This window comes from Brevundimonas sp. NPDC046655 (assembly GCF_044901625.1).
GTDB lineage: Bacteria > Pseudomonadota > Alphaproteobacteria > Caulobacterales > Caulobacteraceae > Brevundimonas.
The window spans coordinates 105,520-117,732 of record NZ_JBJDPV010000007.1; the positions used below are offsets into that span (position 1 = coordinate 105,520).

Here is a 12,213-nt window from a genome sequence, read left to right on the forward strand (position 1 = left end):
CGGGGCCCTCTTCATCTCAAATCGTGAAGCCTAGTCGCGACGGCGACGGCCGCGATCGCCGCCGTTGCGGTCGCCCTTGGGACGGCCGCCGGTGTCTTCCGACAGCGGGGCTTCACCGCGTTCAGCGCGCTCGGCGTTGATCTTGTCGGTGATGTCTTCGCCGGTGGTCTGGTCGACGACCTTCATCGACAGCTTGGTCTTGCCGCGATCGTCGAAGCCCAGGAACTTGACCTTGACCTCCTGGCCTTCCGACAGGACGTCGGCCGGGTTGGCGACGCGTTCCAGAGCGATCTGGGACACGTGGACCAGACCGTCCTTGGCACCGAAGAAGTTCACGAAGGCGCCGAAGTCGACGACCTTGACCACCTTGCCGGTGTAGATCGCGCCCATTTCCGGCTCAGCGGCGATGGAGTTGATCCAGTTCTTGGCGGCGTCGATCTTCTCCTGGTCGTTGGCGGCGACCTTGATGGTGCCGTCATCGCCGATGTCGATCTTGGCGCCCGTCTTCTCGACGATCTCGCGGATCACCTTGCCGCCCGAACCGATCACTTCACGGATCTTGTCGACCGGGATCTTGATGGTTTCGATCTTCGGCGCGTGCTCGCCCAGTTCGGCGCGCGGAGCGTCCATGGCCTTCGACATTTCGTCGAGGATGTGCAGACGACCGGCCGAAGCCTGGGTCAGGGCCTGCTCCATGATCTCCTTGGTGATGCCGGCGACCTTGATGTCCATCTGAAGGCTGGTGATGCCTTCCGACGTGCCCGCGACCTTGAAGTCCATGTCGCCCAGGTGATCTTCGTCACCCAGGATGTCCGACAGGATGGCGAACTCGCCCGACGGCTCCAGGATCAGACCCATGGCGATGCCCGAGACCGGACGAACCAGCGGCACGCCGGCGTCCATCAGGGCCAGGGACGATCCGCAGACCGTGGCCATCGAGGACGAGCCGTTGGACTCGGTGATCTCCGAGACCAGACGGATGGTGTAGGGGAAGTCTTCCTTGGTCGGCAGCATCGGACGGATCGCGCGCCAGGCCAGCTTGCCGTGACCGATTTCGCGACGACCGGGCGAACCCATGCGGCCGGCTTCACCCACCGAATAGGGGGGGAAGTTGTAGTGCAGCAGGAAGCTTTCCTTGTACGTGCCCTGCAGGCTGTCGATGTACTGCTCGTCCTCGCCGGTGCCGAGGGTGGCGACGACCAGGGCCTGGGTTTCGCCGCGCGTGAACAGCGACGAACCGTGGGTGCGCGGCAGGACGCCGACTTCCGAAACGATGGCGCGGACCTTGTCCAGGGCGCGGCCGTCGACGCGGTGGGCGTTCTCGATGATGTCGCGACGCAGGACGTCGGCTTCGCATTCATTGAAGGCGGCCGAGAACTTGGAGCTGTCGACGCCCTCGGGGTTCTCGTCGGTCTTCACCAGGGCGGCGGCGGCGGTCTTCTTGGCCGCATCGACGCCCGAACGGCGCTCATACTTGCCCGGGTGGGCGTAGGCGGCCTTGATGTCTTCGCCGACCAGCTTCTTGATCGAGGCGACGACGTCCGAGTGGTCCTCGGCCTGGAAGTCGAACGGCTCCTTGGCGGCGTGTTCGGCCAGGTCGATGATGGCGTCGATGACCGGCTGCATGCCCGCGTGCGCGAACATCAGAGCCTCGAGCATCTTCTCTTCCGACAGCTCCTTGGCTTCGGATTCAACCATCATCAGGGCGTCTTGCGTGCCGGCGACGACCAGGTCCAGGGCGCTTTCGCCCATCTGGTCGATGGCCGGGTTCAGCACCAGCTCGCCGTCGATCAGGCCGACGCGCGCGGCGCCGATCGGACCCATGAAGGGCACGCCCGAGATGGTCAGGGCGGCCGAGGCGGCGACCATGCCCAGGACGTCCGGGTCGTTCTCCATGTCGTGCTGCAGCACGGTGATGACGACCTGGGTCTCGTTCTTGAAGCCCTTGACGAACAGGGGGCGGATCGGACGGTCGATCAGGCGCGAGACCAGGGTCTCTTTCTCGCTCGGACGGCCTTCACGCTTGAAGTAGCCGCCCGGGATCTTGCCGGCGGCGAAGGTCTTTTCCTGGTAGTTGACGGTCAGCGGGAAGAAATCCAGGCCCGGCTTGGGCTGGCGGCCATAGACGACGGTGGCCAGGACCACGGTCTCGCCGTAGGTCGCCAGAACGGCGCCGTCAGCCTGACGGGCGATGCGGCCGGTTTCCAGCGTCAGCGGGCGGCCGGCCCACTCGATCGTCTTGCGTTTGATATCGAACATTTTTCTTCTTTCGTCTCCCGCGGGCGTATTCCCGGCGGGGGTGTGTGGAGCCTCGGGCTGTTCAGTCCCTCGGTCCCCGAAAACCCGGTCGCGCCATCGCGTCCGGGCGGATGGAGCAAGGACCGTCCTGGCCCTCGCGTCTGCGCCGTTAAAGACCTGCGGCGCGCAGGAAGCTCACTGGTCGAGCGTTTCTCGAGGCGAACCACGTCCGCTTCGACAAAGGGCTCTTAGGTGCGGAACGAGGCGCGGACGTGTCCGCCCGCGCCTCGAGAAATCTATCCGCTGCCGGTCGGCCGCCTTAGCGACGCAGGCCCAGCTTGGTGATCAGAGCGGTGTAACGCTCGCGATCGACCTTGGTCAGGTGGTCCAGAAGACGACGACGCTGCGAGACCATCTTCAGAAGGCCGCGACGCGAGTGGTTGTCTTTCTTGTGGGTCTTGAAGTGCTCGGTCAGGTTGGCGATGCGTTCCGAGAGGATCGCGACCTGGACCTCGGCCGAGCCGGTGTCTGCAGCCGAACGAGCGTTGTCAGCGATGACTTCGCCCTTGCGTTGAGCCGTAATCGACATCGAGAGTCTCCATGTTGGAGCCCTGTCGCGCCGCCCGAAGACGAGCGCTAGGGGAGATTGAAAACACGGTCGGGTTCTAGCCGTCCGGCCCGCAGGGTGCAGAGCGCGACCAGGGTCTCTCCCACGAAGGCCGACACCGTGCGCGAACCGGCGGAAAGCTGGCTCTTCAAGGTTTCAACCTGACGGGGGAGCAGAACGATCGGCCGTCCCTGCCTCAGCGAGAAGGCGTCCTGTTCCGTGACGGCCAGATCCGGGATGTCGTCCAGAGCGGTCGAAACGGGCAGCAGGCCTTCCAAGGCGGCGCCCTTATGCGCCAGATCGACGAGAAAATCCAGAGTGACGGCGTTCTCGGTCGAGAACGGCCCCACCCGCTCGCGCCGCAGGGCCGAAACATGCCCTTCGGCGCCCAGCATCGCCGCCAGGTCGCGCGCCAGGGAGCGGACATAGACGCCCTTGCCCGTCCGCATCGTGATCTCGACGTGGTCGGCGTCCGGGGCGTCGGTCACCGCCGCCTCATGGATCATGACCTTGCGGGCTTCCAGTTCGAACTCGGCGCCGTCGCGCGCCAGGTCATAGGCGCGCTCGCCGTTGACGCGGATGGCCGAGAACTGGGGCGGAACCTGATCGATCTCGCCGACGAAGGCCGGCAGGGCCGCCTTCACCGCCTCGACCGAGGGCCGCACGTCCGAGCGGGCGATGATCTCGCCCTCGCGGTCGATGCTGTCGGTGGAAATGCCCCAGTGGATGGTGAAGCGATAGACCTTCTCGGCGTCCATCATGAAGGGCACGGTCTTGGTCGCCTCACCCAGGGCGATGGGCAGAATGCCCGAGGCCAGCGGGTCCAGGGTCCCGGCGTGGCCCGCCTTCTGGGCGTCGAACAGGCGACGGATCTTGGTCACCGCCTCGGTCGAGCCCATCTCATAGGGCTTGTCCAGGCAGACCCAGCCGTTGACGATCTCGCCCTTCTTGCGACGCGCCATGGGTTAGTCTTCGTCCTGGTCTTCGGCGCGCGCCACGTCGGCGCGCACGCGCGGGTCGTCGAACAGACGGTCGATGTGGCTGGCCGCATCGAAGCTTTCGTCGTGGCGGAAGCGCAGATCCGGGGTGAACTTCATGTCGATGTGTCGGCCCAGCTGGCCGCGCAGGAATTTGGCGTGGGCGTTCAGCGCCTTGATGATCTCGCTCTCGTGGCCTGCGGTCACGGCCGCCTCGACACCCGCGCCCAGAGGCTCGACGAAGCAGGTGGCGTGCTTCAGGTCCGGCGACAGCCGCACCTCGGTCACGGTGATCGACACGCCCAGCAGGGCCTCGTCGTGAATTTCCTGTTCGCGCAGCACGTCGACAAGGGCGTGACGGATCAGTTCGCCGGCGCGCAGCTGGCGCTGCGACGGTCCCTGAGGTCCGGTGGCGTTGCGGGTATGTTGCTTGCGGCTCATGGCGCGCCTCCTGGGTCGCTCGCCGGGGATCGGACGCCGGCTGAAAAAGCGAAGGGCGCGGTCTAGTCGCGGACGGGCTCCAAGTCCAGCTTGGCGGCGTCCTGCTCGGCGCGGGCCGCCGTCCGCATCACCTCGCCCGAGGTCACGGCACGGAAGGGCCGGACCGGCAGTCCCGCCGCCGACAGCAGCTCCGCCGTCCAGTGATTGCACAGGTGACCGATCCAGAAGATCTCGCGGCTTTCAAAGAAACGGGCGTCGTCGCCGGGCCGCGCCGCCGCCAGGATCGGACGCCCGGCCGCGTCGGTCGCCAGCGAAGCCTGGACCCGCGCCCGCAGCGCCGCCATGCCCGCGCTGGAAAGCCGCAACTCCTGCCGGTCTTCAGGCCGGAAGCGGCGCGTCGGATCGCTCGCCTCCGGTTCCAGCATAACGGCCGAGGCATTGCCGGGCCGGAAGAAGGCCCGCGCCCCGTCGGCCAGTCGCCCCGGGATCGGCCTCTGATCCACATAGAAGGTCGCGTCGCCCCAGCCGACCAGCACCCAGTCGCCGGGGGCCAGCCCCGCCGTCGCCTCGGCCAGCGCCCCTCCCCCTTCCAGCAGGGCCGCGCGCGGCACGGCCAGGTCGGTGTGGAAGCCGTTGTCGAGCAGATAGACGGTCACGCCCGGCTCGCCCGGCGCCGCAGGGAAAAGAGCCGGATCGCCGGATCGGGTCAGGGTCCACAGGGCGGCGAGCAGGCCGATCAGGGCCGCGATCAGAAACCGCCCGAGCGCCCCCATCCGGGCCTCAGCCCGGACCGTAGGCCACGGGGGCGTCCCGCGCCGGGCTGGCGCCCTGCTGCGTCGCCCATTCGCCGCGATAGTCGTAGTTCAGCTGAACGCAGTGGCGGTACTGGCCGTCGCTCCAGCGGCCGACGGCGTGCATGGTCATGGGACGCCCCGCCCTGACCCGGCCCACCACGACCCAGCTCTCGTCGGAGCCGGGGCAGAGGGCGCGCGACAGACCCCGCCCGTCGCCCTCCTGAACGATGGCGTAGACTCCGCTCTCGCTCGCCCCCGCCGGCAGGGCGCGGCGCACGGCGTCGGGCCCGCCAGGCGTGAAACGGGCCGAACCGCGCGAGGTGCTGGAGAAGAGGTTGCGCACCGCCACGGCGCCGAACAGGCCGCGCTCGACCTCCAGGGTCACGCCGCGCGTCAGGGCCTGGGTCGTGCGGTCGCGTGCGTCGAAGGCCAGGAAGCGGGTGTCGGCCATGGCCGGTCCCGCCGCCGCAGAGGCGGTCAGAAGAAGCGAAATCAGGATGTGGCGACGCATGGCGACCCCGTCGATGGACACGCCCCCCGGCGACCGGCGGACCGTAACGGCATCGGCCGCCGCCGTGAACCCTCGCCCCGAAAAGACAAGGGGCGCGGTCCCTTTCGAAACCGCGCCCCTGAGGCCTTCGTCAGTCCGGCGAACCCTAGTCCAGGGTGCGCTTGACCTCTTCGACGGTGAAGCACTCGATGTAGTCGCCTTCCTTGATGTCCTGGAAGCCCTGGAACTGCATGCCGCACTCCTGGCCCGAGGGCACCTCGTTGACCTCGTCCTTGAAGCGCTTGAGCGTGTTGAGCACGCCCAGTTCCAGCACCACCACGTCGTCGCGGATGATGCGGACGCGGGCGCCCTTGCGGACCACGCCTTCCGACACCCGGCAGCCGGCGATCTTGCCGACCTTGGTGATGTCGAAGACCTGCAGCACCTTGGCGTTGCCGAGGAAGGTCTCGCGCTGGAGCGGCGCCAGCATGCCCGAGAGCACGCCCTTCATGTCGTCCAGCAGGTCGTAGATGATCGAGTAGTAGCGGATCTCGACGCCTTCGCGGTCGGCCAGTTCGCGCGCCTGCTTGGACGCACGGACGTTGAAGCCGAGGATCGGCGCCCCGGCCGACTTGGCCAGGTTGACGTCGCTCTCGGTGATGCCGCCGGCGCCCGAATAGACGACGCGTGCACGCACCTCGTCGTTGCCCATCTTCTCCAGCGAGGCCGAGATGGCTTCGCCCGAGCCCTGGACGTCGGACTTGATGACGACCGGCAGCTCATTGATCTTCTTCGATCCGAGCTTGGCCATCATGTCGGCCAGCGACAGGCTGCCGCCCGAGACCTGGCTCTTCTCACGCTTCACGCGCTCACGGTATTCCGTCAGCTCACGAGCGCGGGCCTCGCTCTCCACCACGGCGAAGACGTCGCCCGGCGAGGGCGCTTCCGACAGGCCGAGGATCTCGACCGGGACGGAAGGACCGGCTTCGGTCAGTTGGGCGTTGCGTTCATCCAGCAGGGCGCGCGCCTTGCCCCAGGCGGAGCCGGCCACGACGATGTCGCCGCGCTTCAGCGTGCCGCGCTTGACCAGGACGGTGGCGACCGGGCCGCGGCCCTTGTCCAGCTTGGCCTCGATGACCACGCCTTCGGCCGAACGGTCCGGGTTGGCGCGCAGGTCCATGACCTCGGCCTGCAGCAGGATGGCGTTGATCAGGCCGTCGAGGTTGATGCGGTTCTTGGCCGACACCTCGATGATCTGGGTGTCGCCGCCCAGGCTCTCGGCGATGACTTCGTGCTGCAGAAGCTCGTTGACCACCTTCTGCGAGTTGGCGTCCGGCTTGTCGATCTTGTTGACCGCGACGATCAGGGGCGCGTTGGCGGCCTTGGCGTGACGGATGGCCTCGATCGTCTGCGGCATGACGCCGTCGTCGGCGGCCACGACCAGGACCACGATGTCGGTGACGTTGGCGCCGCGCGCCCGCATCGCCGAGAAGGCGGCGTGGCCCGGGGTGTCCAGGAAGGTGACCCGCTGGCCGTCTTCCAGGCGCACCTGATAGGCGCCGATGTGCTGGGTGATGCCGCCGGCTTCGCCGCCGGCCACGTCGGTCGTGCGCAGGGCGTCCAGCAGCGAGGTCTTGCCGTGGTCGACGTGGCCCATGATGGCCACGACCGGGGCGCGCAGGGTGGTGGCGCCTTCGTCGTCGGCCTCGGCGATGAAGCCTTCCTCGACGTCGGATTCCGACACGCGCTTGACGGCCATGCCGAACTCTTCGGCCACCAGTTCGGCGGTGTCGGAGTCGATCACGTCGTTGATCTTCATCATCATGCCCTGACGCATCAGGAACTTGATGATGTCCACGCCGCGAACGGCCATCCGGTTAGACAGCTCCTGCACGGTGATGACGTCAGGAATGACGACTTCACGCGGCCGGTTCGGCGCATCGGTCGATCCGCCCTTGCGCTTTTCCTTCTCGCGTTCGCGGGCCCGGCGGACCGAGGCCAGCGAGCGCATGCGCTCGGCGGTGTCGCCGTCGCCGGCGACCGACTGGATGGTCAGGCGGCCTTCGCGGCGCTTGGGTTCGCCGCGCGTGCGGCTGACGGCCTTGCCGGCGTCCGAGAAGCGCTTGTCGCGGTCGTCCTCGGGACGGACCGGACGGCCGAAGCCGGCGCCGGGCGCGCGGCTGGGACGGGCCACATCGGGCGTCGCCGGCGGCTGGTTCGGGGTCGGGCGGCCGCCGGGGCCGGTGCGGGCCGCGCCGGGTCGGGCGGCGCCGGGCGCCGGTTTCGGGTTAAGGGCTGAATAGCGGACGGTCTGGCTGGCGGCCGGACGGGCGCCCTGCGGACGATCGCCTTGCGGGCGGCCGCCTTGCGGACGGTCCGAGGCCTGCGGACGATCGGACTGCGGGCGATCGCCGTCGCCCATGGCCTGCTCGCGGGCCGAGCGGCCGCCGAAGGCGGGACGCTCGATCGGCGCGCGGCCGGTCGGGATCTTGGGCGCGCGCTGGCCGAAGTTGACCACCGGACGCGCGGGCGCGGCGGGACGAGCCGGAGCGGCGGGCGCGGCCGGAGCCGGAGCCGGAGCCGGCGCGGGCGTCGGCGCCGGCACGATCGGCTTGGGCAGTTCGATCTTGGGCTTGGCCGGGGCGGCCGGCGGCGCGGCGGCCGTCAGCTTGGCGGCTTCTGCGCGGGCGGCGTCAGCCGCGGCCTTGGCGGCGGCGGCTTCGGCGCGAGCGGCTTCAGCGGCCTTCTCGGCGGCGGCGGCCTGGTCGCGCTGGGCGGCTTCGCGGGCGGCCTTTTCAGCCACGGCGGCGCGTTCACGCTCGGCCTGGGCCTGGGTGGCCAGGGCGATGGCGCGGCGACGCGCTTCCTGCTCCTCGACCGACAGGCCTCCGCCGGCCGGACGCGGCGCATTGGCGCGCGGCGATTGCGGCGCACCCTGCTCGGCGCGCGGACGCGACACGTCAAAGCCCTGCGGACGCTGATGTCCGGGCGCGGCGCCGGCGCGGCGCTTCGTCTCGACGACCACGGTCTTGGACCGTCCATGGCTGAAGCTCTGCTTCACGGTGCCGGTCGAGACCGATCCGGCCGTCCGCGGCTTCAGGCTCAGCGGAGCGCGCGGCCCCGTTTGAGAAGGCGCGTTGGCAGGGGTCTTACCGTCTTCGGTCTTGTCGTTTTCGTCGCTCATCCGGTCGCTTTACTCGGGGCGGAGAATTCCGCCATCGTCTCGTCAAACACCCATAGCCGGGCGTGGTCCCGCTTCCTGATCAGGAAACAGGTCCTCGCCCGCCAAAAGCCTCAGGCTCTCGTTCCAGGGTCTCGCCCCGGTCGTCCTCGGCGCCGTCGCCGGGACCGTCCCGGCGCCAGCTCTCTGGACGCAGAGGCCGAAATCCCGCCAGCCGCTCGACCTCAAGGGTCCAACGATCGGCTCGCCCGCCTTGCAGCAGGACGGCGTGTATCGCATTTTCCAGCCCAAGGGCCAAACTCAAATCGTCCGCGCTGAATGCGCCGCAGATTTTGGGCGCCGGGGACGGATGTTTCGCCAGGGCCAGAAGCTTGCCTCGACCGTCAGCGGAACCGTCCGCCGCCTCGATGACCCAAGCCGCTCGCCCGCCGCGAATGGCGGCGGCGCTTTTTTCGAAGCCAGAGATAAGCACGCCTTCGCGCCGGGCAAGACCCAGTTGGTCCAGACAGCGCCGGACCAGCAGCTTTTCGACCAGATCGGCCAGGTCCGGCGCGGGTTTCAGCGGCGCCTTGGCCGACCGCGCGAACAGGTTCTTCTTCACCGCCGCCTCGACCGAAGCCCGCGAGGCTTCGACCCAGAGACCCCGGCCCGGCAGCTTGCGCGCCAGGTCGGGCGCGACCGAGCCGTCCGGCGCCGGCACGAAGCGGATCAGGCGAGATTCATCCAGAACCTGGCGGGTCACCAGGTCCTGACGGTCTCTATCGATCAGCGCCTCGTTCGGGGTCATGGACGGCTGCGGCTCCCATCAGTCTTGCGACGGCTCGAGGTCTTCAGCGAAGACCTCCGCATCAGCATCAACGGCCTCAACCTCGTATTCGGCGCCCTCTTCGCCGGCCTCGGCGAAAATTTCTTCCTCATACTCGGGCTCTTCGACCTGCGGCAGCTCCGAGGCGTCGATCCAGCCGGCGGCCACGCGGGCCTGCAGGATCAGCAGCTCGGCGTCCTGTTGCGACAGGTTGAAGCTCTCCAGCACGCCGGCGACCTTCACGCGCTCGCCGTTGCGGACTTCATAACCGCCGCGGATTTCGTCGGTGGCCAGGTCGGCCAGGTCCTCGACCGTCTTCACCCCGCCTTCACCCAGGGCGACGGCGATGGCGCCGGTCACGCCCGGCACGTCCAGCACGGCATCCTCGACGCCGAGGGCGACGCGCTTGGCGTCCAGCTCGGCGGCCTTGCGGTCCAGGAATTCGCGGGCGCGGGTCTGCAGCTCCTCGGCGGTCTCCTCGTCGAAGCCTTCGATCTCCGCGACTTCGTAGGACTCCACGAAGGCCAGGTCTTCGATGGTGGCGAAGCCTTCAGTGACCAGCAGCTGGGCGATGGTCTCGTCAACGTCCAGGGCCTCCTGGAACAGGGCGGTCCGCTCCGCGAACTCCTTCTGACGACGCTCGCTGTCCTGCGACTCGGTGATGATGTCGATCTGCCAGCCGGTCAGCTGTGAAGCCAGGCGCACGTTCTGACCGCGACGGCCGATGGCCAGCGACAGTTGCTCGTCCGGCACCACCACTTCGACGCGGTCAGCCTCTTCATCCATGACCACCTTGGCCACTTCGGCCGGGGCCAGGGCGTTGACGATGAAGGTGGGCTCGTCGTCGTTCCACTGGATGATGTCGATCTTCTCGCCCTGCAGTTCGGCGACGACCGCCTGAACGCGCGAGCCGCGCATGCCGACACAGGCGCCGACGGGGTCGATCGAAGAGTCGTTGGACAGGACGGCCATCTTGGCGCGCGAACCGGCGTCGCGGGCGGCGGCGCGGATCTCGATCACGCCGTCATAGACTTCCGGCACTTCCTGGGCGAACAGCTTGGCCATGAAGCCGGGGTGGGCGCGCGACAGCATGACCTGCGGCCCCTTGGCCTCGGGACGGACGTCGTAGATGTAGGTGCGGACGCGGTCGCCGACGTTGAACACCTCGCGCGGGATCGACTGGTCGCGACGCATGATGCCTTCGCCACGGCCCAGATCGACGATGGTGTTGCCGTATTCGACGCGCTTGACCGTGCCGTTGACGATCTCGCCGACGCGATCCTTGAACTCTTCGTACTGGTTGGCGCGCTCGGCCTCGCGGACCTTGCCGGTCACGACCTGGCGAGCCATCTGGGTCTGGACGCGGCCGAACTCGAACGGCGGCAGGACCTCGACGTATTCCTTGCCGACCTCGGCTTCCGGGTCGCGCTTGGAGGCGTCGCGCAGGCGCACCATGGCGCTGTCGTTGAACTCTTCCAGCTCGTCTTCCGGCTGCCAGTCGTCGGGCACGATGGTGACGTGGCGGGTCAGCGACAGTTCGCCGGTCTTGTGGTCGATCTTGGCGCGGATGTCGTGGTGGGCGCCGTAACGCGACTTGGCGCCCTTCTGGATCGCCTCCTCGATCGCCTCGATGACGATTTCCTTGTCGATGTTCTTCTCACGCGCGACGGCGTCGGCGATCGAGAGCAGTTCGAGACGGTTGGCGGAAATACCGGTGACGGCCATCAGGCTTTGTCCTTGGTCGAGGTCGGGGTGGTTTGTTCGTCTTCAGCCGCACCTTCCGGCAGGCCGTCGTCTTCGGGTTCGCCGCGCGCCGCGCGCAGGGCCGCGCCCCGCTTCAGCAGTTCGTCGGTCAGCACCAGCTTGGCGTCCGCAATCCATTCGAAGGGGATCAGGGCCGTGTCCTCCTCGCCATCCAGATCGATGGCGACGTTGTCGCCCTCGGTCCCGGCCAGGATTCCCTTGAAGCGCTTGCGCCCCTCGACCATGCGGTCGGTTTCCAGGCGGGCCTCATAGCCTTCGAACAGGTCGAAATCGATCAGGCGGGTCAGCGGGCGGTCGATGCCGGGCGACGAGACCTCCAGCAGGTACTCGCCCGAGATCGGATCGGCGGCGTCGAACACTTCCGACACGGCGCGCGACAGGCGGGCGCATTCCTCGACCGAGATGTCATTGTCGATCACGCGCTCGGCCATGATCTGCAGACGGCGACGCAGGGTGCCGCCCATCAGGCGCACGCGCACGACGGCCAGCCCCAGGCTCTCGGCCACGGGGTCGATCATCTCCAGCAGGGCGCGGTCTTCAGCGGTCTTGGCGCGCAAGGGTCAGGTCCAAATACAAAAGCGGCGGTCCGTCCGGGCCGCCGCTTGAAACGACGCCGTTGGACGCCGGTCTAACGATGTGAGCGGTCATATAGGCGAAAGCGGCGGCCGTGTCAGCCCCCGCCGTCGTCGCAAAGGTTCAGAACTCCTCCCAGCCGTCTGAGACCACCACCAGAGACGGCTTGCGGGCGCCGCTGCGCAGGGCGGCCACCGTCTGGGCCACCGGCTGCGGAGCGCGGACCGGGGCCGGCTTCTTCGCGGCGACAGGCGCGGCGGCCTGACCGGTTCGGAAGCGCGACACCGAGGCGGCCAGGACGTCGGCCTCCTGCGACAGCGAGTGGCTGGCGGCGGTCGACTGC

General features: G+C 68.3%; 10 protein-coding genes and 1 pseudogene. All 11 read right to left on the minus strand.

Features of this window, described 5'->3' with window-relative positions:
- Positions 1–30: 30 nt before the first annotated feature.
- A complete protein-coding gene (gene pnp, locus ACI2KI_RS16260; protein WP_404621736.1) occupies positions 31–2,259 on the minus strand; it encodes a polyribonucleotide nucleotidyltransferase in 2,229 nt (742 codons plus the stop codon).
- A 298-nt stretch (positions 2,260–2,557) separates the two neighbouring features.
- Positions 2,558–2,827: a 30S ribosomal protein S15 gene (gene rpsO / locus ACI2KI_RS16265; protein ID WP_296177957.1), complete on the minus strand. Its 270-nt coding sequence runs from the start codon at positions 2,825–2,827 to the stop codon at positions 2,558–2,560.
- A 47-nt stretch (positions 2,828–2,874) separates the two neighbouring features.
- Complete coding sequence (gene truB / locus ACI2KI_RS16270; protein WP_404621738.1) at positions 2,875–3,807, minus strand: tRNA pseudouridine(55) synthase TruB; 933 nt, start codon at positions 3,805–3,807, stop codon at positions 2,875–2,877.
- Positions 3,808–3,810: 3 nt separating this feature from the next.
- Positions 3,811–4,263 carry a 30S ribosome-binding factor RbfA gene (rbfA, locus tag ACI2KI_RS16275; RefSeq protein ID WP_292084618.1) on the minus strand — a complete coding sequence of 151 codons (453 nt, stop codon included), beginning with the start codon at positions 4,261–4,263 and terminating at the stop codon, positions 3,811–3,813.
- A gap of 62 nt (positions 4,264–4,325) precedes the next feature.
- Entirely contained in the window at positions 4,326–5,036 is a 711-nt protein-coding gene (locus tag ACI2KI_RS16280; RefSeq protein WP_404621740.1) for a DUF2459 domain-containing protein, read from the minus strand.
- 7 nt (positions 5,037–5,043) lie between these two features.
- Positions 5,044–5,568, minus strand: a complete 525-nt coding sequence (locus ACI2KI_RS16285; RefSeq protein ID WP_404621742.1) for a hypothetical protein — start codon at positions 5,566–5,568, stop codon at positions 5,044–5,046.
- A gap of 145 nt (positions 5,569–5,713) precedes the next feature.
- Positions 5,714–8,731, minus strand: coding sequence for a translation initiation factor IF-2 (infB, locus tag ACI2KI_RS16290; protein WP_404621744.1), 3,018 nt, complete (start codon positions 8,729–8,731; stop codon positions 5,714–5,716).
- A gap of 79 nt (positions 8,732–8,810) precedes the next feature.
- The gene (locus tag ACI2KI_RS16295) at positions 8,811–9,515 is read right to left on the minus strand and encodes an RNA-binding protein (protein ID WP_404621746.1); all 705 of its coding nucleotides are present in this window, start codon (positions 9,513–9,515) and stop codon (positions 8,811–8,813) included.
- Positions 9,516–9,533: 18 nt separating this feature from the next.
- Positions 9,534–11,258, minus strand: coding sequence for a transcription termination factor NusA (gene nusA / locus ACI2KI_RS16300; RefSeq protein WP_312066187.1), 1,725 nt, complete (start codon positions 11,256–11,258; stop codon positions 9,534–9,536).
- Entirely contained in the window at positions 11,258–11,854 is a 597-nt protein-coding gene (gene rimP, locus ACI2KI_RS16305) for a ribosome maturation factor RimP (protein ID WP_312066188.1), read from the minus strand. Before rimP ends, nusA begins: the two co-directional genes overlap by 1 nt.
- A gap of 139 nt (positions 11,855–11,993) precedes the next feature.
- Positions 11,994–12,213: pseudogene (locus tag ACI2KI_RS16310) on the minus strand (chemotaxis protein); the annotation flags it as partial.

Coding starts and splice junctions, on each gene's coding strand:
- pnp (WP_404621736.1), bottom strand. CDS start 2,259: ATGTTCGATATCAAACGCAAGACGATCGAGTGGGCCGGCCGCCCGCTG.
- rpsO (WP_296177957.1), bottom strand. CDS start 2,827: ATGTCGATTACGGCTCAACGCAAGGGCGAAGTCATCGCTGACAACGCT.
- truB (WP_404621738.1), bottom strand. CDS start 3,807: ATGGCGCGTCGCAAGAAGGGCGAGATCGTCAACGGCTGGGTCTGCCTG.
- rbfA (WP_292084618.1), bottom strand. CDS start 4,263: ATGAGCCGCAAGCAACATACCCGCAACGCCACCGGACCTCAGGGACCG.
- ACI2KI_RS16280 (WP_404621740.1), bottom strand. CDS start 5,036: ATGGGGGCGCTCGGGCGGTTTCTGATCGCGGCCCTGATCGGCCTGCTC.
- ACI2KI_RS16285 (WP_404621742.1), bottom strand. CDS start 5,568: ATGCGTCGCCACATCCTGATTTCGCTTCTTCTGACCGCCTCTGCGGCG.
- infB (WP_404621744.1), bottom strand. CDS start 8,731: ATGAGCGACGAAAACGACAAGACCGAAGACGGTAAGACCCCTGCCAAC.
- ACI2KI_RS16295 (WP_404621746.1), bottom strand. CDS start 9,515: ATGACCCCGAACGAGGCGCTGATCGATAGAGACCGTCAGGACCTGGTG.
- nusA (WP_312066187.1), bottom strand. CDS start 11,258: ATGGCCGTCACCGGTATTTCCGCCAACCGTCTCGAACTGCTCTCGATC.